The following is a 20,448-nucleotide window of genomic DNA, read 5'->3' as shown; positions in this document are numbered from 1 at the left end:
GCCGTGACCCAGACTCGGACAACCAGGCTGGAGCGGGGCCGTGGCGCCCTCGGACCCGCACTGGAGCTCGTACACACCCAACGCGCGCCCACCCGCGCGGTCCTCACCTCCGAACTCAGCGTGACCCGCGCGACGGCCGGAGCGGTGGCCGCCGAGCTCGAAGCGCTCGGCCTGATCACCGTCGACTCCCGGCCGACCGCCATCGCCGGCTCCCAAGGACGCCCCTCCCACCGGCTGTTCATCGACGAGCGCGGCCCCGTCGTGCTCGCCGCACAGATCCACGCCGACGGCTACCGCGTCGCCCTCGTCGGCCTCGGGGGCCGTATCGCGGCGACCGCGACCGGCCGCGGCGCCATCCCCGCCGACCCCGCCCACGTCCTCTCCGACGTCGTCGCGACCGGCTCGCGGCTGCTGCGCGAGACCGGCCGGCGCTGCCTGGGCGCGGGTCTCGCGGTGCCCTCCGCCGTCGCGGAGCCGGACGGCGAGGCCCTCAACCCGCTGCACCTCGCCTGGCCCTCGGGCGCCCCGGTACGCGAACTCTTCCTGCGCTCCCTCGCCGACGCGGGCATCCCCGGCGTGACCGAGCGGATCGGCTTCACGGGCAACGATGTCAACCTCATGGCGCTCGCCGAGCACCGCCACGGTGCCGGCCGCGGCGCCCGCGACCTGCTCTGCGTGGCGTCCGGCCACCGCGGTGTCGGCGGGGCGCTGGTGCTGGACGGGCGCCTGCACAGCGGCAGTTCCGGCCTCGCGCTGGAGGTCGGCCACCTGACCGTGCACCCCGAGGGCGCGCCCTGCCACTGCGGCAGCCGCGGCTGCCTGGATGTCGAGGCGGATCCGCTCGCCTTTCTCGGCGCCGCCGGCCGCGAGGCGGGCCCGGAGGTCTCCCTGCTCCAGCAGGCCGTCGATCTGCTGCGGCACGAGTACGCCGACCCGGCCGTACGCGGCGCCGCCGACCTCCTCATCGACCGGCTCGGACTGGGCATCGCGGGCCTGGTCAACATCCTCAACCCTGACCGGATCATCCTCGGCGGGCTGCACCGCTCGCTGTTGGAGGCCGACCCGGACCGGCTCCGGGCGGTGGTCGCCGACCGCAGCCTGTGGGGGCGCAGCGGCGGTGTGCCGATCCTGCCGTGCAGCCTGGACCACAACAGCCTCGTCGGGGCCGCGGAGCTGGCCTGGCAGCCGGTGCTCGACGATCCGCTGGTGGTCGTCGACCGGTAGACGGACGCGGCCCAGGGCCCGTCTCCAAGGCCCCGTCCGCCTCGCGGCGTCCGGCCGCCCAGAGGGGGACCGCCAGCGGCCTTGCCGGATCGTCCCGGTACACCCGGTACACCCGGTACCGGGACGACCCTCCGCCTTGCGATCGCGCTCGGCCTCCGAAGACGGCTCCGGGTCGAGACGGAGCGCGGGCGACGAGCGAGGTGCACCAGACGCCGCGCGGCCCGCCCTTCGGGCGAACGACGGGGCGGGGAAGAAAGGCTCCAGATCAATACATCTAGGCTGCGCCCATGATTCCCGAAGCGATCGCCCGCAGCCCCTACGTCAGCCTGGCCACCTTCCGCAAGAACGGCACCGCGGTGGCCACCCCGGTCTGGGCGGTCGCCGAAGGGGAGGAATTGCTGGTCTGGACGCGGGACGACAGCTGGAAGGTCAAGCGGCTGCGCAACGACACCCGGGCGGCCGTCACCCCGTGCGACGTCCGCGGCCGGATCGCCGAGAGCGCCCGGACCGCGGAGGGCACCGCCCGGCTGCTGGAGGGCAAGGCCGAACTCGGCCGGGTGCGCAAGGCGATGGCGCGCAAATACGGGCTGCGGTTCCGGCTGTTGGACACCGGCGGCGCGCTGCTGCGCGGCGGCAAGCGGCCGCATGTGGGGATCGCCGTCAGCCTCTGAGCGGCAGCCGGTCGGGCCCGGTCGGTCCCTCCGGCAAACTCGGCAGGGCACCTCGCGCGGCCGCTGTTCGCCTCCATTCGGCGGCGAACGCCCGTGCCGGGTTGGCCGTCAGGAAGCGCGTCACCATCTCCTCGCCCAGGGCGAGTGCGAGCCTTCGGCGGTGCCCGCGCAGCAAATACGGCATGCCGGGCCCGCCGTTCACCGACCTGGCGCCGGCCGTCGTGGTGTCACCGCCGAGCAGGATGCGCTCGCCGTGGCCCGCGTCGGCGAGCGCGGCCAGCGCGTCGGGCAGCCGCCAGTCGGTCGCGTGATGGGCGAGCGAGGGGCCGTCGAAGGCCAGGTACGCGCCCGCCTCGGCCGCCATCCGGTGCACGGCCGGGTCCGGCGAACGATTGAGGTGACCGAGGATCACCCGGTCCGGCGGGACAGCCAACTCCCCGCACAGCAGGTTCAGTACCTCCGGAGCCCCGGTGCCCAGGTCCAGGTGGACGCCGATGGCTGCCCCGGTGGCGTGCTGGGCCTCGGCGGCCGCGGTCATGGTGTGCCGGGCGTGCCGGTCCAGTCCGTGGAAGCCCCCCGCCACCTTGATCATCCCCGCGCGCGGCCCGCTGCCGCCGATACCCTGGGTCAGCTCGCGGACGAACAGACCCGCCAGGTCCGCCCCGACCCGCTCCAGAAGTTCGGGGGTGTACTGCGCCGCTTGGTGCAGCCCGGTCGCCGCGACCAGATGCACCCCCGACTCCCGTGCCAGTGAAGGGAGTTCGGCAGCATGGCGACCCATGCCGTACGGCGTCCACTGGATCACCGCGGCGCCACCTGCCGCGCGGAAGGCGGCCAGCTCCGCGGCCGCGAGCCGGGCGTCGGCCAGCTCCTGGCCCGGCAACTGCGGGCTGCGGAGGAAGAGGTGGTCGTGCGCGTCGCAGACGCCGAGAGTGTCGGGGGCGATATCACCGAGGACGGTACGGACGGTGCGGCCCGGTGCCACCTCCGGCACGTCCCGCTCGGCCCGCTCCGTGGTCACCACTGCCGCCCCGCGCCCAGCCGGCCGATGCCCGGCGCCGACAGGTGCAGTACCTGGTAGCGGTCGCCCGCGGCGGCGGGGACGGCGTCGGCCCAGAGGGTGAAGTGGACCAACTCCCAGTGTCGGGGGTCGAGGCCGAGCGCCGTGGAGTGGACGCCGTCCGCGGTGGCGAGTTCCTCGTGCCTGGCCACCGCCTCGGTGAGCACGGTGGCCGGGTCGGCGCTCTCGGGGACGGTCTCGGTCCGGAGGGAGAAGGCGGCCGGGAGCGTGCCGGCGGCCGGGCCCGAACGGTGGAACAGGCCCTGCCAGTGCTGGACGACCGGGCGCCCGAAGTCGCGGACCACCCCGCGAAATCCCTCACCGGTCAGGAAGCGGTTCATCGCCTGCGGATCGGCCCAGAGATAGAACGGCGCGTACTGGTTGACGGGCGACCCGTCGACGCCGCGCTCGCGGATTCCGTAGCCCTTCAGGCCGAGCCCCTCGAAGTCGTCCAGGAGATGGCCCCTGGATTTCACGCGGTGCCGGATGATCTCCATGTCGTAGTCGGCGGGCAGGGTGATGGCGTAGCGCATGGCGTGCATGGCGGGCTCCGATCGGGGCGGGAGGGGTGTCGGCGGTCCTTGACGGGCCGCCGGGGTCCGGTTGAGGCCGCTCGGCCCGGGGTGGGCCCCGGGCACTCGAAGCGCGGCCCAACCCCTCACCGGGCGACTGGCGTTGTCGCCGACGGGCTGGAAGGAGGGTCAGTCGGTGGCGGGCGGTGGGGGCGTGGGCGCCCCTCCGGGCGTGGCCTGGGCGGCGAGCAGCGCCAGCGCGCCCTGGACGGCGGCGTCGAACGGCGCGTTGTCATCGGCCGCCCGCGCGAGCACATAGCCGCCCTGGACGACCGCAGCGACGGTCGCCGCGGTGGCCGCGGGGTCCAGGCCCGCGGCCAGTTCGCCGCGCCGTCGGCCGTCGGCGAGCACCTCGGTGATCCGGGCCTGGAGCCAGCCGAACATCTCGTCCAGTGGCTGCCGCAGCTCCGGGCTCTCCGCCACGTCGCGGTCCTGGGCCATCCGGCCGATGGGGCAGCCGCGCAGCACCCGCCGCTCGCGCAGCAGGTAGGCCGCCACCCGCTCGTACGCCGTCCCGGGGCCGGAGAAGCACTCCTCGGCGGCGGCCCTCAGGTCCTCGGCGCTGCGCCGGATCGCCGCGAGCGCGAGGTCGGACTTGCCCGTGAAGTGGTGGTACATGCTGCCCTGGCCGACGCCCGCGCGCTCCAGGATCGCCTTGGGGCTGGTGCCGACGTAACCCCGCTCCCACAACAGTTCCTGGGTGCTGCGCACCAGTCGTTCCCGAGTGTCCATGGCGGCACTGTACATACTAGTAGTTACAGAATCCAGGGGAGGCCGGAGCAGTGCCGCACGCGCCGCGTACTTCCTGCGGGGTACGCGCGAAGCCGCTGGCCGTACGACGACTTGCGGCGCCCCGGGGACGAGGCTCGAAGACATCAGAACGCACCCCGTTCCCCGAGGAGCTGAGTCTCATGTTCGAGCTGGCACATCCCTGGTCCGACGGCGGCCCCGGCCTCTGGATCCTCTTCGTCCCCGTGCTCTGGGCGCTGGTCATCTTCGGCGTGGTGACCCTGCTGCGCCGCACCGGCAGGCGCCACGGTGGCCCCGGCCGGTACTTCCACGGCCCGCAGAGCACGGCCAGGAGCGACACCCCCACGCCCATCGCCGTACTCGGCCGTCGCTTCGCGGCAGGCGAGATCGACGAGGAGGAGTACTGGCGGCGGCTGAGTGTCCTTGAGGAGCACTTCGGCACCGGACCCAAGGGAGACACGGCATGACTTCCACCGGCCCCACCCCGCCTGCCGCCGCCCGCGTCGTCGACGCCGTCAAGATCTACGGATCCGGCGACGCGCAGGTACGGGCCCTGGACGGGGTGACGGCCGGTTTTCCGGCCGGCCGCTTCACCGCGATCATGGGCCCTTCCGGTTCCGGCAAATCCACGCTGATGCACGTCGCGGCCGGGCTGGACAGCCTCACGTCCGGGTCGGCCTTCGTGGCCGGCACCGACCTCACCACCCTCGACGACCGACGGCTGACCCTGCTGCGCAGGCAGCGCATCGGCTTTGTCTTCCAGGCCTTCAACCTGCTGCCCACCCTCACCGTCGCGGAGAACATCACCCTGCCGCTGGACCTGGCCGGGCAGCGGGGCGACTCCGAGTGGATCGACACGCTCATCGACGTCGTGGGCCTCCGGGACCGACTGCACCACCGGCCCGCCGAACTCTCCGGCGGCCAGCAGCAACGCGTCGCGGTCGCCCGCGCCTTCGCCGGCCGCCCCGAGGTGGTCTTCGCGGACGAGCCGACCGGCAACCTCGATTCCCGCTCCGGCGAGGAGGTGCTCGGCCTGCTCGGCCGGGCCGTGCGCACCATGGGCCGCACCGTCGTCATGGTCACCCACGACCCGGTTGCCGCCGCACACGCCGACGAGGTCGTCTTCCTCGCCGACGGGCGGCTGGTCGACACGATGGCCGATCCCACCGCGGAACGCGTCCTGGACCGGATCAAGGCGTTCGACACCGGGAACCACGACTCCGCGCCACACGCCGAACAGGCGGTCCCGTCATGACCACCCCGCCCGTACCCCTGCTCCTCGGCCGCTCCGCGCTGCGCGGCCACAAGCGCCGGTTCTTCGGCACCTTCCTCGCGGTGCTGCTCGGCGTCGCCTTCCTCAGCGGCACCCTCGTCATGGGTGACACCCTGCGCGGCAGCTTCGACACGATGTTCGGCGACGCCACCCGCGGCACCGCCGCGGTGGTGCGCAGTGCCGACGTCGTCACCGTGCCCGGCGCGGGCCAGGGCAGCCGCAGCCCCGTCAGCACCTCGCTGGCCGCGGCCGTCGAGAAGGTCCCGGGCGTCGCCGCGGCGGAGCCCGCCATCCAGGGCGAGGGACGGCTCGTCGGCAAGGACGGCAAGGTCGTCGGCGCCGGCCAGGGCCCGCCCTCGCGCGGCGCCAACTGGATCACCGATCCGCAGCTGAACGCCTATCAACTCGCCGAGGGCCACGCCCCCGAGGCGGCCGGCCAGGCCGTGATCAACAGGGGCGCGGCCAAGGCCGGTGACCTGCGGATCGGCGACCGCACCGTCCTGCGCACGCCCGACCCGGTCCCCGTCACGGTCGTCGGCATCGCCACCTTCGGCGGCGAGGACGGCATGGGACAGAGCACCTTCACCGCACTGACCCGGTCCGACGCGGAGCGCCACCTCGGCCCCGAGCCCGGCCGGGCGTCGAGCATCCTCGTGCGGGCCGCTCCCGATGTCTCCCAGCAGCAGCTGGTCGACGCGCTGCAGCCCACCCTGCCCGACGGCGTGGAGGCCATCACCGGCGACCGCTACACCGAGGAGAGCAGCGCCGTGGCCGGTGGATTCCTGAACCTCTTCACCACGCTGCTGCTGGTGTTCGCGGGCATCGCCCTGCTGGTGGCGACCTTCTCCCTGCACAACACCTTCGCCATCCTCGTCGCCCAACGCACCCGGGAGAACGCCCTGCTGCGCATCCTCGGCGCGTCCCGGCGCCAGCTCGTCGGCGCCACCCTCGTCGAAGCCGCGGTCGTCGCGGTCGTCGCCGGTGCCGTCGGGCTCCTCGCCGGTATCGGCATCGCGGCCGGTCTGCAGGCGCTGTTCCCCGCCATCGGCTTCCCCTTCCCGGGCGGCCCCTTGGTCATCAGCGCGCTGTCGATGACCCTGCCGGTCGCCGTGGGTGTGCTGGTCTGTCTCGGCTCCGCGCTGCTGCCCGCAGTCCGCGCCGGTCGCACCGCCCCGCTGGCGGCCCTGCGCGACGCCTCCGTGGACGCTTCCGGCAGCTCCCGCCGCCGCGCGCTGACCGGCGCGGTCATCGGCGCGGCAGGGATCGCGCTGACCGCACTCGGTGCCGCCGGCACCCCGAATGTCCTGCTCACCGGCGCCGGAGCGCTGCTCACCCTCATCGCGTTCGTCGTCCTGGGGCCGGTCGCGGCGACGCTCGCCGTACGGGTGCTGGGCGGCCCGGTCGCCAGGCTGCGCGGTGTGACGGGCGCCCTGGCGCAGCGCAACGCGCTGCGTTCCCCGAAGCGGACCGCGGCCACCGCCACCGCCCTGATGATCGGCGTCGCGGTGGTCTGCCTCTTCACCGTCTTCGGGGCCTCCCTCAAGGCCACCGCCGACCGGTCCGTCTCCCAGGCGTTCGCCGGCGACGTCGCGGTCGGCACCACGTCCTTCGGGCCCGGGGGCAGCGGCATCAGCCCGCGCCTCGCCCCGGCCCTCGACCGGCTGCCCGAGGTGGACGCCGCCCTCGGCCTGGGCAAGGGCGTCGCGAGGGTCGACGGCGGCGGGCGTTCGCTGACCGTCACCGACCCGGGCGCACTTCCCGAGGTCCTCGATCTGGGCGCGGTCCAGGGCTCGTTGAAGGGCCTCGGGGACGACGGTCTGGCCGTCGCCAAGGAGGAGGCCGACAAGAAGGGCTGGCGGCTGGGCAGCACCGCCGAGCTGACCTTCACCGACGGCGACCGCGTGCCCTTCACCGTCCGCGCCGTCTACGAACAGCCCGACCTCACCGGGGACTACGTCATTTCCCGCCAGGCGTGGCAGCCGCACCGCGTCCAGGACTCCGACAACCTGGTCGCGGTCGTCCTCAAGGACGGTGTGACGACGGCCGAAGGACAGGCTGCGGTCCAGCACACGGCCGCCGCCCACGGCAACCCCGAGGTGCAGACACGGGACGCCTACGCCGCGTCCGCCGCGAACGGGGTGGACACCTTCCTGACCCTGGTCTACGCCCTGCTCGCGCTGGCCGTGCTGATCGCCCTGCTCGGCATCGCCAACACCCTCACGCTGGCCCTGCACGAGCGCACCCGCGAACTGGGCCTGCTGCGCGCAGTCGGCCAGACCCGGGCGCAGCTGCGGGCCATGGTCCGGTGGGAGTCGGTGCTGGTCGCCGCCTTCGGCACGGCCGGCGGGCTGCTGCTCGGCGGATTCCTCGGCTGGGCGCTGGTGCGGGCGTCCGACAGCGCGGGCGGCAGCGTGTTCGCGGTGCCGCCGGTGCAGCTGGCGGCGGTTGCGCTGATCGGGTTGGCCGCGGGGGCGGTGGCCGGGCTGCGTCCGGCGCGCCGGGCCGCGCGGCTCGATGTGCTCCGGGCCGTGGCCACCGAGTGAGGCCGTCCCGCCGGCGGGACGGCGCGTGCTCAGCCGACCTTCGCGCTCCGGACCGGGGCGAGGGGGTCGGCCGGCGCACCGGTGGGCTCGGGCTCCAGCGTCACGGTCCCCCAGTGGGTGGTGACCGCGCGGGCCTCCTCGACGGCGGGCGTGAGGGCCGGCAGGGTGAACCAGACGACCTTGCCCTCCCCGTCCGGGCGTACCCCCCAGCTCTCGCTGAGCGCCGCGATCAGCGCCAGACCGCGCCCGCACGTCTCCCAGCTGTCGGCGGAGCGGAGGTGCGGCAGCCGCGGATCCAGATCGTGTACGGAGACCGTCAACTGGTCCAGCAATACGCAGAGTTCGACCGTGCACTGCTTACTGGGTCGGGCGTGCCGGTGCACATTGGCGAGGAGTTCGGTCACGCCGAGCGTCGCGGGGTCCACCAAGGCGTCGAGACGCCAGTAGCACAGCTGCGCGGAAACGATTCTGCGCACATGTCCGATGCGGGACGGCAGGGCATGGAGCCCCACCGTGCAATGCCTGCTGGGCTGCCTGATCACGACCACGACTCCCTGATGGGCCGGGCGCCCCCCGAACCGGGCAGGGGCGAAGATCGGATCCAGCGATATCTGCTGCACCACAGCGTCACCGCTGGTGAACCCTCAGTGATACGTGTCCAGGGTCGGGCAGGTGGTGCGCTCCCGCAACCGCACCACCCCGGCCGGAGCAGGTGTCAGGCGCGTGGCGGGCGTGCCGCCTCCAGGGCCTTCAGGAAGAGTTCCGGGGCGCCGAGAGTGAGCGAGTAGCGGTGGCCGTTGAGTGTGGCGAACGCCCGGTCCCGGGCCGCGAACAGCGGTTTGTGTGCCTGCACGGCCGTCAGTGGCGCGCTGTCGATCTCCGTGCCGTAGCTCGTCAGGAGCGCCAGTCTGCCGTCCGCGATGACGACCTGCCCGGCGCGGGTCAGGGACCGCAGCCACCGCTCGATCCGTACGCCGGTCGCGTTGTACTCCGGCTCCGCCATGGCCACCACCTCCTCGGTGACACGGGCAGGTGCCCTCCACCGCCCCTTGGTGGGAGTCTGCCGGTAGGACGGCCCGGACACCAGTGCCTCTGGGGCCCGGCACCCGCAACAGCCCTCTCCCAGGGCTTCCTTGGGGGCACTCAAAGGCTTGTTTATGCAGGTGAGAAGCGTGCCGGAGGTGGCTATAGTCGAAATCGGCCCGGCGTTCCCGCGCGGGCTCACGAACCCTGAGGAGCGCCGGTGAGCACCGCACAGCAGCCGCAGAGCCGGCCGGACCGTACGGCCGCGGACGACACCCCGATGCCGACCGTCGACGTCGACCGCACCGATCCGGACTACCGGGCCTGGCTCAAAGAAGCCGTCCGCAAGGTGCAGGCCGATGCCAACCGCACCGCCGACACCCACCTCCTGCGCTTCCCGCTGCCCGAGCGGTGGGGCATCGACCTCTACCTCAAGGACGAGTCGACGCACCCCACGGGCAGCCTCAAGCACCGGCTGGCCCGCTCGCTGTTCCTCTACGGCCTGTGCAACGGCTGGATCCGTCCCGGCAAGCCGGTCATCGAGTCCTCCAGTGGCTCCACGGCCGTCTCCGAGGCGTACTTCGCGAGTCTGATCGGGGTGCCGTTCATCGCGGTGATGCCCGCGACGACCAGCCGCGAGAAGACCCGGCTGATCGAGTTCCACGGCGGCAGCTGCCACCTGGTCCAGGACCCGCGGACGGTCTACGAGGTCTCCGCCCGACTCGCCGCCGAGTCCGGCGGCCACTACATGGACCAGTTCACCTATGCCGAACGGGCCACGGACTGGCGCGGCAACAACAACATCGCCGAATCGATCTACCAGCAACTGCGGCTGGAGCGCTATCCCGAGCCCGCCTGGATCGTCGCGACCGCCGGCACCGGGGGCACCTCCGCGACGATCGCCCGGTACGTCCACTACATGCAGCACGACACCCGCGTCTGCGTCCCCGACCCGGAGAACTCCTGTTTCTTCGACGGCTGGCTCACCGGCGACGCCGGGACCGACTGCGCGACCGCCTCCCGCATCGAGGGCATCGGGCGGCCGCGGATGGAGCCGAGCTTCGTGCCCGGCGCGATCGACCGGATGATGAAGGTGCCGGACGCGGCCAGTGTCGCCGCCGTACGCACCCTGGAGAAGGCCATCGGCCGCAAGGCGGGCGGCTCGACCGGTACCGGGCTGTGGAGCGCCCTGAAGATCGTCGCGGAGATGGTCGCCGAGGGCCGTACGGGATCCGTCGTCACGCTGCTCTGCGACCCCGGTGACCGCTACCTCGACAAGTACTACTCCGACGAGTGGCTGGCCTCCCAGGGCCTGGACATCGCACCGTACGCACGCACCCTCGACACCTTCCTCGCCACCGGCGCCTGGCCGGCCTGAGGCGGCCGGCCCGCCGGTGCCTCAGGAGTCGGCGAGCCGGCGATCCAGCGACCGCACCGACTGACGGAAGGCGCGCCCCAGGCCCGGCCTGGCCAGCGGCATCACGAAGCGGAACGCCGCCGGGCCGTCCGCCGCGAACATCCAGCGCACCCGGGTCCCACCGCCCACGGGTGTCAGCCGCCAGTCCTCCAACAGGGCTTGCAGGCCAGGGGCGTTGGTGCGGTCGCCGCGGTAGGCGTAGTGGGCGCCGGGCTCGGCCGCCAGGACCGTCTCCACGAAGCGGGTGCCGCCGGTGAGGTGGATGTCGCGGCCCCGGCCGCCGTCCGTGGACGCCGAGCGGGCGACGCCGGAGAACCAGCGGGACCAGCCCGCGACGTCGTCCGCGAGCGCGGCGTACACCTCCTCGGGCGGCGCGGCGATCTCCTCGGCGAACACCAGCCGCACGGGGGCGGACGCGGTGAAGTCGAGTTCTACGGGGCGGAGTCGGTGCGCCATGGGACGAGCACCCCTTCACGGCGGCGGCGGTGGATCTGCGCCGCACACCCTAGCTGACGAGTTATCAGATGTCTGCGTCGTCCGGCTGCTCGCCCGCCACCAGCAGCTCGGGCGGCAGCTCGGCGAACTGCGCGCGCGCCTCGGCGGACAGCCCGGCATCCGTCACCAGCACATCCACCTCCTCCAGCGACGCGAACGAACTCAGGCCGACCGTCCCCCACTTGGTGTGGTCGGCGACCACCACCACCCGCCGCGCGGACCGGACGAAGTGCCGATTGGTCTCCGCCTCCGCGAGGTTGGGCGTGGACAGACCCGCCTCCACCGATATGCCGTGCACACCAAGGAACAGCACATCGAAATGCAGCGACCGGATCGCGGCGTCCGCCACCGGGCCCACCAGGGTGTCCGAAGGCGTCCGCACCCCGCCGGTCAGAACGACCGTCGCGGCGCCCGCCCGCGGGCCCGTGCCGCCGGTCGCCGCCGCCCGCTGCGCGGTGTAGAACACATCGGCCACCCGCACCGAATTCGTCACCACCGTCAGATCCGGCACCTCCAGCAGCTGCTGCGCCAGCGCGAACGCCGTCGTGCCGCCCGCCAGCGCGATCGCGCTGCCCGGCGCCGCCATCTCCGCCGCCGCCCTGGCGATGTCCTCCTTGGCGCTCAGCTCCAGCGCCGACTTCGCCTCGAAACCCGGCTCGTGCGCGCTCGGCTCGCTGACCGGCACCGCGCCGCCGTGCACCTTCTCCACCATGCCCCGGCGGGCGAGCGCGTCCAGGTCGCGACGGACCGTCATGTCCGAGACGTTCAGCTTGCGGGTCAGCTCGTTGACCCGCACCCCGCCGCGCCGCCTGACCTCGTCGAGGATCAGGGCCCGTCGCTGCTCCGCGAGCAGGTTCTGGTTGTCGCTCACCCCGGCCCGTCCCTTCCGCCCGGCTCGCTGTGTCCGGTCTCTCGCGCCGGCTGCCGCCCGCGATCACTGGTCCCCTCATCCTCGCACGACGCGCCGACAGCCGGACCCGGTCCGCCGCTGCCTCCGGGAGGACCGTGACGTGTGTCGCAGAGGTGGATGGACGCCCGCGCAGGGGAAAGGGACAATCCTGAGGGCGCCGCACCGCACAGCGCCGCACGGACAAACGGGGGAAGACCAGTGGAGACCGCGGACACGACACCGCATGCCCGCCCAACACCGCACCGGAACACGGCAGATGGACCGCCGGGCGAAGCCCCGCAGCTCGCCCTGGAACTGCTGGTGCACGGCGTCGGCGGCACGACCCCGGCGGAGATGCTCGGCGACCCGCGCGTCCAGCGGATCACCGGCGACGACACCGCCGCCTGCTACCGCCGCACCGACGACGCGGACGCCGAGGAACGGCCCGGCGACTACCGCGACCAGCCCGTCCGCGAGGCGTACTGCTGGTCCAACCTCACCTCCGGCAACGGCGCCCGCGCCCTCTGGCTGATCCTGGTGCCCTTCATGGTCGCCAACCTCGCCCACTGGATGCGCCCGGCCGCGCCCCCCGAGCACCCCGCACAGCGGCTCTATGACGTCCTGGTACGGATCCTGGCGCTCACCCTCACCGTCCTGCTCGCCGCCGCGGCCTGCGAGGTCGCCCTGGACCTCATGGCCTGGCAGTGCGCGGGCACCACGGTCTGCGTCGCCGGCAAGTCCTGGATGGGCTTCCTCAGCCCCGACAACGGTGGCTGGTGGAGCGCCCCCGGCCGCCGCCTCGTGCTCGCCTCGGTGCTGCCCCTGCTGGTCATCGGCTTCCTGTGGTGGCTGTCGTACCGCACCTGGAGTGCGTACGAGTCGGCCTCGCCGCCGCCCCGCCGCCCCGGCACCTCCCGCCACACCCCCGCCGCCGAGCGCACCACGCTGAGCCTGGACGGCTTCTGGTACGGCCGTCGGCTCGTCGCCCGGCTGCGCGCCGCGCACACCGCCGCCGGTGTGCTGACCATCGCCGCCGCACTCCTCGTCGCCACCGCCGAGGCCGACCGGCGCACCGGCACCGTTTTGACCTTCACCGGCCGGGCGCTGACCGTCCTGATCGTGCTGCTGGCCGCCGCCACCCTCGCCGTCGTCTGGCGCACCGCCCGCAGCGAGGCCGCACCGGACGACGAGTCCGACCGCCTGGTCGTGCGGGCGCTGCCGTACGCCTCTCTCGCCGCGCTGGTGCTCGTCGCCGTGCACACCGCCTGGGCGCGCCCCGGAGCGCACAGTTCGGGCCCGTTGCCCGGCGCCTCGGCCTTCGGCGCGATCGCCGTCTTCCAAGGCGCCATGGTCCTCGCGCTGGTCGTGACCGCATGGGTGTTGCAGCGCGCCGCCCGCGACGACGCACGCACGGCCCTGCGCGGTATGGGCGGCCCGGCCGTCGCCCTGCTGGCCTGTGCCGTCGGCGGGGTGCTCTCCGGGGGAGTGGCCCAGCGGTTCGCCGACTGGCTGGACGGCGGCGCGACCCCCGGCCAGGCGCACGCCCCCATCGCCGGCCCGCCGGTGCTCCTCTCCTGGCAGGCCGCGGTCATCCCGGCGCTGCTGGTCGTCGTCGCCGTCGTCGTGGTGCTCGCCGGTATCCGGGTGCTCGTCGTCCGCCGCACGGTCTCCCGGGACGTCCCCGGGCTCTTCGACCCGCAGGAGCGCCCCGACGACCTGCGCACCAAGCGGATCGCCGGCACCATCGCCCGCGCCGGTCTGACCGACGCTGCGCCCGTCCTCGTCGCGGCCACCGCCGCCGTCACCCTCGTCCTCGGGGCAGGCGCCGTGGCCGGCGCCTGGCTCACCAGCCGCGCGCCCGGCCGCGCAACCGAGGCGGCGCCGCCCTTCGTGCACGCCGCCGCGCAAACCGCAGAGGCGCTCGGCTCCTGGCTGATGGGCGCCGGCGTCATAGTCCTCGTCGCCATGGGCCGGCGCGCCTACCGCGATCACTCCGCCCGTCGCACCATCGGCATCCTCTGGGACGTCGGCACGTTCTGGCCCCGCGCCGCCCACCCCTTCGCGCCGCCCTGCTACGCCGAGCGCGCCGTCCCCGACCTCACCTGGCGGATGGCGACGTGGACGGAGCGGTTCGACGGGCGTCTGGTCATCTCCGGGCACTCCCAGGGCAGTGTGCTGGCCGCGGCCGCCGTCTGGCAGCTGGACCTGGTCACCCGCAGCCGCGTCGCCCTGCTCACCTACGGCTCCCCGCTGGAACGCCTCTACGGACGCTGGTTCCCCGCCTTCTTCGGTCCGCCCCTCCTCGCCGGCCTGCACCGCGAGATGGACGACTGGCGCAACCTGTGGCGCTTCACCGACCCCATCGGCGGCCCGATCCGGCTGACGTGCGACGACGGCTGCCCCGTCGACCAGGGGCCGTTGCGTGACCCGTTGGCCTTCGGCCGCACCCTGCAGAGCCCGCTGCCCGCCCAGATCCTCGGCCACGGCGACTACCAGGCCGACCCGGTCTTCGAAACCGTCCGCGCCGAGCTCATCGCCCGGCTCAGCCCGTGCGTACCCGCCCAGCGCCCGCAGGGCGAGCCCGATCAGGGCAGCTCGGGCAGATCCTCGGCGTAGAGCAGCGTCAGGTCGTCGGTGTTGGTGTCGGTGAGCTGCGCGACCCGGCCCGCGTGCCGCTCGACCATCGCCTCGAACGTCTGCCGCGCGGTACGGCCGTTGCCGAAGGAGGGGCCCTTCGGCAACGCCGTGAAGTACTTCAGCAGGGCCTCGCCGGTCCCCTCGGCGAGGCGGTACTCGTGCTCCTCGCCCTGCTGCTCGACGATGCGCAGCAGCTCCTCGGGCGCGTAGTCGCCGAAGGTGATGGTCCGTGAGAACCGCGAGGCCACACCGGGGTTGACGGCGAGGAAGCGGGCCATCTCGGCGGTGTAGCCCGCCACGATCACCACCACCGCCTCCCGGTGGTCCTCCATCAGCTTCACCAGCGTGTCGATCGCCTCCCGGCCGAAGTCCCGCCCGGAGTCCTCGGGGGACAGCGCGTACGCCTCGTCGACGAACAGCACCCCGCCCCGCGCCCGGTCGAAGGCTTCCTGGGTACGGATCGCCGTCGAGCCGATGTGCTCGCCCACCAGGTCCACCCGCGACACCTCGACCAGGTGCCCGCTCTCCAGCACCCCCAGCGAGGCCAGGATCTCGCCGTACAGGCGCGCCACGGTCGTCTTGCCCGTACCGGGGGAGCCGGTGAACACGAGGTGCCGGCGCACCGACGCGGCCTTCAGCCCGGCCTCCTGCCGACGGCGCCCCACCTCGATCATGTTGATCAGGCTGCGCACCTCACGCTTGACGCTGTCCAGGCCCACCAGGGTGTCCAGTTCGCCCAGCACCTCCTCGGAGGGCCGGCTGACGACGGGCGGCTCGGGGGCCGCCACCGGGGCCTGTGGGGCGCTCTGCGCCGGTACGTTGCCCAGCAGCCCGGCGGTCTGCGAGGCGGTCTGCACGGCGGGAGCGGTCACGGCCCCGGCCGCCGGGGCGGTGGTCGCCCGGCTCTCGTCGCTGGTGCAGTCCTGGACGGTGGGTCCGCCGGCCGTGCCGTCGCCGAACCCGGTGCCGCCGTCGGCGAACTCGTAGCCGCCGCGGGCGCACCGCTCCGTACGGCAACGCGTCAGGGTCGTACGGCAGCCGTCGATCACATGGAAACCGAAGCCGGAGCTACCGGTGACCCGGCAGCCGTGGAACGTGCCGCGGCCCTCCGCCGAGACGTAGAACCCGGCCTCGGCCGGTGAACTGACCGTGCTGCCCTCGATGGTGGGGTCGGCGCCCTTGGTGACGATCACGCCGGTCTGGGCGCCGTCGATGGTGCAGTTGGCGAGGGTGCCGCCGCTGCCGTGGTCCCGGAACCAGGCGCCGGTCGCCGCCTCGCGGATCCGGCAGTCGTCCAGCTGCACGGTGGCCCCGTCGCTCACCGACACCGCGGTGTTGCGGACCTGGGAGATGTCGCAGTCCACCACATCGGCCCGGGAGCCACGGTCCAGCACGAACAACGCATCCGGCACGTCGTGCACCCGCGTCGAGTCCAGCACCGCGGTGGCGCCGTCGCTCACCCACACCGCCGGGTAGTCGCCCGTACTGTCGTGGATCTCGCACTGGTTGGCGTCCACGCGGGTGCCCGGGTCCCAGACCGACAGGCCGTTGCGGCCGAAGTGCCGCACCGTGCTGCGGGTCAGCGTCAGCACCGACCGGGACCGCAGATCGATGGCGTTCTCCGGGATGTCGTGGATGTCGCAGTCGGCGAGGGTGAGGACCGCATCGGTGTCCAGGGTGACGCCGTCCGCCGAGGTGCGGTGCACGGTGCAGTCGGTGAGATGGCCGGTGGCCCGCGCCGCGACCTGGATGCCCGCACCCTTGATCTCGTACAGCTCGCAGCCCACCGCCTCGACCGCGCTGCCCTCGCCGTTCAGCGACAGACCGGCGCCGGAGGCATGGTGGATCCGGCAGTTCTCCAGCCGCGGGTGGGCTCCGCCGCGCACCGCCACCCCCGCCTGCCCCGCGGCCACCACCTCGCACTCCTCGAAGACGCCGCCGGCGCCGTCCAGGACGCTGATGCCGACGCCGCCGGCATTGTCGACCGTGCAGCGGCGCACCGTCGGCCGGGCACCGCCGCGGACCTCGATGCCCGACGCGGACCGGGTCACCACGCGCAGACCGGACAGCTCCGGTGCGCCGTCCTCGACCAGCAGCGCGGGCGCGGCCGAGTCCGTCGCCTCCAGATGCAGATCGTGGACGATGGCCGAGGCACGTATGGTCAGCGCCACGCCGTCGGCCGGGGCGATACGCACCGAACCGCGCGCCCCGTCCGGCCCGCGCAGCGTCACCGCGCGCACCAGCACCAGATTCTCGCGGTAGGTACCTGCCGGGACGGTGAGCACATCACCGTCCCCTGCGGCCTCCAGGGCGGCGGCGAGCGAGCTGTACTCCCCTGTGCGGCGCCGCCAACGCGACGTTCCGGAGTGCGTCACCTGGACCGAGCCCTGTGCCATGGCGCTGTCGTGCCCCCACCTCGTGCGGCTGTTGTCGGCCCGGCAGGCATCCGTCCGCGGATGTCCGCATTCGGGTCTGCGAGGCCCCAGCCAGGAGGCTGGATGCACCACCGTAGCGCGCCCGACGGGGGGCAGTTGACATGGTCAGCCGGTTGGTCAGCTGCCCGCGCCGGCGCGTCCCCAGTCCTGGCCCGCGCGCTCCCACGCCTCGTCCCAGCGGCGGTAGCGGCGCACCCACAACCGCCAGACGATCAGCCGCCGGCCCCCCTCGATCAGGCCCCCGGCGGCCGCCGCGGCACCCAGACCGGCCAGCACCGCGTGGGTACCGGCAGTGCTGACGTCCATCGGCCGCGGCATCACCCGGCCGCCGTGGTCGGTCCAGATCCGGAAACGCTCGCCGGGCTCCACCGGCCGAGGGGAGGAGAGTCGGCCGGTGTGCTGACTGCCGTCGTGCGCGGTCCACCGGGCGATGACCCGACGGTGCGCGTCGCGCTGCGAAGAGGTCTCCGGATCGGGGTCGAGCGGCGTACGGGAGACCAGCCGGTCGACGGTGACCCACACCAGGTGCCGCTGCGCGTGCTGGAGGCGGACGGTCTCCAGGAGCGCGACGTGCGCCGCCTGCCCGGTGAGCCGGCCCACGGAAGTCGCCCCGAGCGTGATCAGGAGGGCGGCGGCCAGCGCCACCCACGCCTCGATCCGATCCGTCCGGCGCCGCAGCGGATTGCGCCGCCAGCGCCACATACCTGCCATCGCTCGCATCGCTGCACCCCCTTCCGTGTCCGTGAATACCGCATCGCGCCTCGTCCATGCGCGAGTTCCGCAAAGAGAGAGGAACATCACTTTGCGAGAGGCGGACCGGCCGGAGCGCGGACACTGTACTCCTGCCCCGCCAGGGCGCTCCCGGCGCGTGAACGCCCGGGTGTGCGGGGCTTGTTAGGGCGTGCCGTGACAGGCGGACCGAGTGGCGGGCGAGCCGGGAGGCGGACCGGAGCGGTCCGGAGGACCGGGACGCGCGGAGGGTGTCCGGCTCGGTGCCGACGAGCCAGGCCAGGGGCCTGACGCGACGGCCGTCGACGCCTCAGGAGCTGGGCCGGCGTCCGCGAGGTTCGGCCTGGCCGTGACCCGCCGGCCACCGCGGGGAGCGTCCCCAGGCGCGCACTTCCCGGGACATCGCGGCCCGGCCTAGGGCAGCCGCACCGCCACCGTCACCACGGCGCCGCCCCCCATTCCCGTGTCCGTCGTTCCCGCCGCGACCACGAACCGGTCCGTCACCAGGCGCGCCAGCCACAGGCCGCGCCCCTTCGGCGCCCCGTCAAGGCCCGGCAGCAGTTCGGGAATCACCGCCTCGCTGAAACCGGGCCCCGCGTCGCTGATCCGGCACTCCAGCTCATCGCCGACCCGGCTCAGCACCAGCCGGCCGGAACCGCCCGCGTGCTCCACGGCGTTGCCCGCGATCTCGTCCACGGCCAGCACGAACTCACCGCGCCGCGGCTCGCCCAGACCCTCGCGGGCCGCGCACTCCTCCACCAGCAGCCGTAGCTGGGGCAGCAGTCGCGCGGTGAAACGACGCTGGAGCAATCGGCGGCCGGCTTCCTCCGGCGGCGACTGCGCCGGCCCGACCGGTTCGTGACTCACCACGGCCGCGACACCTCCTTCGCGGCCAGCCGCGGCACCGTCCCGGCACCGAGCCGCCGCAGCATCCGGGACTGCACCTGGTCGCAGCGCACCTCGACCAGGTCGTGCCCGACGGCGTCGCGCACCAGGGAGAGCAGGCCGGTCGCGCAGCCGACCGACAGGAAGTGCAGCCGGGTCAGATCGATCGTCAGGCGGCGGCTTCGCGTCGTCCGGGCCAGCGCGATCTCCAGGGATCTGGTGAACGCGGCCCGGTTCGCGGTATCGGCCTCGCCGATGAAGTGCAGCGCGTCGTCCGGGCCCCGCTCGGATCGCATGCTGCCGATGCGCTCCAGGAGGGCGCGCGGATGCGCCCGTTCCATGGCGCAGAGCATCGAGCGGTCGAACCGCCGGCGGTCGTAGGCGCAGATCTCGGTGTACGGCCGGCCGGTGAACAGGTGGTCCGCGTGCGTCTCGCGGTGGGCCATGGCGCTGACGTCCGTGCCGAGCGCGGCCACCCAGCCCATGTCGATGAACGCGCGCAGGCCGGTGTACCCCTCGGCGGTCGCCCGGTCGGTCTCCTCGCTCAGCCGGCCCATCTGGCGCGCGGCGGTGAACTCCGTGTCCGGCTGGATCACTTCCCGCATGCTGGTCAGCACCAACTGGCCGCGTTCGCGGGCCGGGACCGTACTGCGGCTGGGGAAGTCGATCCGGGCCAGCACCTCCGCCTCGGGCACGCCGGGGCAGGGGAGGAGCAGGACCTTCTCGCCGCGGGCCAGTCCGAGCCGCACGAAGGCCGTGACGACCTCCCAGCGCACTTCGTCATTGCCATAGCTCACAAAGGCGTGGTCCCCCGGTCGCAGATGCTGGACAGGGATGAGGTGATCGCTCCCGGTGCCCCTCTCAGGCATCGACACCTGGCTGTTCGTCTCCCCCCGTACGGCCCTCCCGCAGGTGGCGTGGAGCGCTCACTCTAGGCAGCGGGTGGGCGGCCCGCAATGTGCCCGGCGGCCGTCGTCGAAGCCCGCCGCGGGGTGCCGGCGTAAGGCCCGCCGGCCACGTCAGCCGAGTATCTCGAAGGGGTCACCGACGCGGATGGTGCCCACCCCCTGGGGGACCAGATTCTGGCCGAAGACCAGCCGGTCACCGAAGCGGCGATGGCGGGCGAGGGTGCGCAGCGGTTCCTTGCCGCGCTGGGCGGTGCGCTGATCGGTGGTGGTGACGACACAACGGGAGCAGGGCTTGGCCACCCGGAAGACCACCTCGCCGATGCGGACCGACTTCCAGTCGTCCTCGGCCCAGGGCGCCGTGCCGTCGACGACCACATTGGGCCGGAAACGGTTCATCGGCAACGGGCCCTCGTCGGCGTGGTCGCCCTGCGCGATGCGGGAGTTGAGGGCGTCCAGTGACGAGGTGGTGGTGATCAGCAGCGGATAGCCGTCGGCGAAGCTCACGGTCTCGCCGGGCAGGGCGAACTCCGGGTCGACGGGGCGGCGCATGTCCGGTGCGTCCAGATGCACCAGCTCGACCTCGACACCCAGATACGCGCGAAACCAGTCCGCTGCCTGCCGGCCGGCGGGCACCGCCTCGACCTTGTCCCTCCAGACCTCGACCGTGACCGTCTCCGCGGGCTCGGGAACCTCGACCGTCAGCGGCTCCATTCCGGGCGCGGTCAGCCCGAGGGCGCCGCCCGGCAGCTCCTCGGCCGAGGCCAAAGCCAACGTCGGCTGCTGCCGTTGGGACAGCATCCTGCGCTCGGTGTCCACGACCATCCACCGTCGGTCCCCGGCGAGCCCCCACGGCTCCACGACCGCCTCGCCGGGTCCGGACCCCGCAATGGATTTGACCGGATAGAGATGGATCGACTGCAGCGCTGGCTTCGGCATG

General features: G+C 73.4%; 19 protein-coding genes. 7 read left to right on the top strand and 12 right to left on the bottom strand.

Annotation, left to right across the window (positions count from 1 at the left end):
• The first annotated feature begins 3 nt into the window (after nucleotides 1-3).
• Together ACH4FH_RS26695 and ACH4FH_RS26690 are read left to right on the top strand one after the other, a co-directional pair.
• Nucleotides 4-1,224, top strand: coding sequence for an ROK family protein (locus tag ACH4FH_RS26695; RefSeq protein ID WP_398558436.1), 1,221 nt, complete (start codon nucleotides 4-6; stop codon nucleotides 1,222-1,224).
• A gap of 287 nt (nucleotides 1,225-1,511) precedes the next feature.
• Nucleotides 1,512-1,895, top strand: coding sequence for a PPOX class F420-dependent oxidoreductase (locus tag ACH4FH_RS26690; RefSeq protein ID WP_398558435.1), 384 nt, complete (start codon nucleotides 1,512-1,514; stop codon nucleotides 1,893-1,895).
• Here ACH4FH_RS26690 and ACH4FH_RS26685 read toward each other — a convergent pair.
• The 3 genes from ACH4FH_RS26685 to ACH4FH_RS26675 form a co-directional block, all read right to left on the bottom strand.
• Nucleotides 1,885-2,916, bottom strand: coding sequence for a phosphotriesterase (locus tag ACH4FH_RS26685; RefSeq protein WP_398558434.1), 1,032 nt, complete (start codon nucleotides 2,914-2,916; stop codon nucleotides 1,885-1,887). The genes ACH4FH_RS26690 and ACH4FH_RS26685 overlap by 11 nt on opposite strands.
• Nucleotides 2,913-3,497 carry a DUF4865 family protein gene (locus ACH4FH_RS26680; RefSeq protein ID WP_398558433.1) on the bottom strand — a complete coding sequence of 195 codons (585 nt, stop codon included), beginning with the start codon at nucleotides 3,495-3,497 and terminating at the stop codon, nucleotides 2,913-2,915. Before ACH4FH_RS26680 ends, ACH4FH_RS26685 begins: the two co-directional genes overlap by 4 nt.
• 159 nt (nucleotides 3,498-3,656) lie before the next feature.
• The gene (locus tag ACH4FH_RS26675; protein WP_398558432.1) at nucleotides 3,657-4,259 is read right to left on the bottom strand and encodes a TetR/AcrR family transcriptional regulator; all 603 of its coding nucleotides are present in this window, start codon (nucleotides 4,257-4,259) and stop codon (nucleotides 3,657-3,659) included.
• Between the two features lie 179 nt (nucleotides 4,260-4,438).
• Between ACH4FH_RS26675 and ACH4FH_RS26670 the strand changes: the two genes are divergently transcribed.
• Genes ACH4FH_RS26670 through ACH4FH_RS26660 form a run of 3 tightly spaced genes read left to right on the top strand, consistent with a single transcriptional unit; the run spans nucleotide 4,439 to nucleotide 8,093 of the window.
• The gene (locus tag ACH4FH_RS26670; RefSeq protein WP_398558431.1) at nucleotides 4,439-4,744 is read left to right on the top strand and encodes an SHOCT domain-containing protein; all 306 of its coding nucleotides are present in this window, start codon (nucleotides 4,439-4,441) and stop codon (nucleotides 4,742-4,744) included.
• A complete protein-coding gene (locus ACH4FH_RS26665) occupies nucleotides 4,741-5,532 on the top strand; it encodes an ABC transporter ATP-binding protein (RefSeq protein ID WP_398558430.1) in 792 nt (263 codons plus the stop codon). Before ACH4FH_RS26670 ends, ACH4FH_RS26665 begins: the two co-directional genes overlap by 4 nt.
• A complete protein-coding gene (locus ACH4FH_RS26660) occupies nucleotides 5,529-8,093 on the top strand; it encodes an ABC transporter permease (RefSeq protein WP_398558429.1) in 2,565 nt (854 codons plus the stop codon). Before ACH4FH_RS26665 ends, ACH4FH_RS26660 begins: the two co-directional genes overlap by 4 nt.
• 29 nt (nucleotides 8,094-8,122) lie before the next feature.
• Here ACH4FH_RS26660 and ACH4FH_RS26655 read toward each other — a convergent pair whose 3' ends face one another.
• Together ACH4FH_RS26655 and ACH4FH_RS26650 are read right to left on the bottom strand one after the other, a co-directional pair.
• Nucleotides 8,123-8,635 (bottom strand): ATP-binding protein, encoded by a 513-nt coding sequence (locus ACH4FH_RS26655; RefSeq protein WP_398558428.1) that lies wholly within the window; start codon nucleotides 8,633-8,635, stop codon nucleotides 8,123-8,125.
• A 173-nt stretch (nucleotides 8,636-8,808) separates the two neighbouring features.
• Nucleotides 8,809-9,096 carry a hypothetical protein gene (locus ACH4FH_RS26650; protein ID WP_398558427.1) on the bottom strand — a complete coding sequence of 96 codons (288 nt, stop codon included), beginning with the start codon at nucleotides 9,094-9,096 and terminating at the stop codon, nucleotides 8,809-8,811.
• Nucleotides 9,097-9,396: 300 nt separating this feature from the next.
• On the opposite strand from ACH4FH_RS26650, the gene ACH4FH_RS26645 reads away from it, so the two are divergent.
• Entirely contained in the window at nucleotides 9,397-10,494 is a 1,098-nt protein-coding gene (locus ACH4FH_RS26645) for a PLP-dependent cysteine synthase family protein (RefSeq protein ID WP_398558473.1), read from the top strand.
• Between the two features lie 21 nt (nucleotides 10,495-10,515).
• On the opposite strand, the gene ACH4FH_RS26640 is transcribed toward ACH4FH_RS26645, so the two are convergent.
• Nucleotides 10,516-10,989 (bottom strand): SRPBCC family protein, encoded by a 474-nt coding sequence (locus ACH4FH_RS26640; RefSeq protein ID WP_398558426.1) that lies wholly within the window; start codon nucleotides 10,987-10,989, stop codon nucleotides 10,516-10,518.
• A 64-nt stretch (nucleotides 10,990-11,053) separates the two neighbouring features.
• Complete coding sequence (locus ACH4FH_RS26635) at nucleotides 11,054-11,899, bottom strand: DeoR/GlpR family DNA-binding transcription regulator (protein WP_398558425.1); 846 nt, start codon at nucleotides 11,897-11,899, stop codon at nucleotides 11,054-11,056.
• 237 nt (nucleotides 11,900-12,136) lie between these two features.
• On the opposite strand from ACH4FH_RS26635, the gene ACH4FH_RS26630 reads away from it, so the two are divergent.
• Nucleotides 12,137-14,533 carry a hypothetical protein gene (locus ACH4FH_RS26630; RefSeq protein ID WP_398558424.1) on the top strand — a complete coding sequence of 799 codons (2,397 nt, stop codon included), beginning with the start codon at nucleotides 12,137-12,139 and terminating at the stop codon, nucleotides 14,531-14,533.
• On the opposite strand, the gene ACH4FH_RS26625 is transcribed toward ACH4FH_RS26630, so the two are convergent.
• The 5 genes from ACH4FH_RS26625 to ACH4FH_RS26605 form a co-directional block, all read right to left on the bottom strand.
• Nucleotides 14,503-16,950, bottom strand: coding sequence for a right-handed parallel beta-helix repeat-containing protein (locus ACH4FH_RS26625; protein WP_398558423.1), 2,448 nt, complete (start codon nucleotides 16,948-16,950; stop codon nucleotides 14,503-14,505). The two genes, ACH4FH_RS26630 and ACH4FH_RS26625, sit on opposite strands and share 31 nt — an antisense overlap.
• Nucleotides 16,951-17,106: 156 nt before the next feature.
• Nucleotides 17,107-17,709 (bottom strand): hypothetical protein, encoded by a 603-nt coding sequence (locus ACH4FH_RS26620; RefSeq protein WP_398558422.1) that lies wholly within the window; start codon nucleotides 17,707-17,709, stop codon nucleotides 17,107-17,109.
• A 423-nt stretch (nucleotides 17,710-18,132) separates the two neighbouring features.
• Nucleotides 18,133-18,588 carry an ATP-binding protein gene (locus ACH4FH_RS26615; RefSeq protein ID WP_398558421.1) on the bottom strand — a complete coding sequence of 152 codons (456 nt, stop codon included), beginning with the start codon at nucleotides 18,586-18,588 and terminating at the stop codon, nucleotides 18,133-18,135.
• Nucleotides 18,582-19,400, bottom strand: coding sequence for an MEDS domain-containing protein (locus tag ACH4FH_RS26610; protein ID WP_398558420.1), 819 nt, complete (start codon nucleotides 19,398-19,400; stop codon nucleotides 18,582-18,584). Before ACH4FH_RS26610 ends, ACH4FH_RS26615 begins: the two co-directional genes overlap by 7 nt.
• Before the next feature lie 222 nt (nucleotides 19,401-19,622).
• Nucleotides 19,623-20,447, bottom strand: a complete 825-nt coding sequence (locus ACH4FH_RS26605; protein ID WP_398558419.1) for an MOSC domain-containing protein — start codon at nucleotides 20,445-20,447, stop codon at nucleotides 19,623-19,625.
• Nucleotide 20,448 lies beyond the last annotated feature (1 nt).

It is taken from the genome of Streptomyces sp. NPDC017993, assembly GCF_044328065.1.
Taxonomy (GTDB): domain Bacteria; phylum Actinomycetota; class Actinomycetes; order Streptomycetales; family Streptomycetaceae; genus Streptomyces.
Note: the sequence above shows the minus strand (reverse complement) of the source record. Positions and strands in the feature narration are given on the sequence as shown.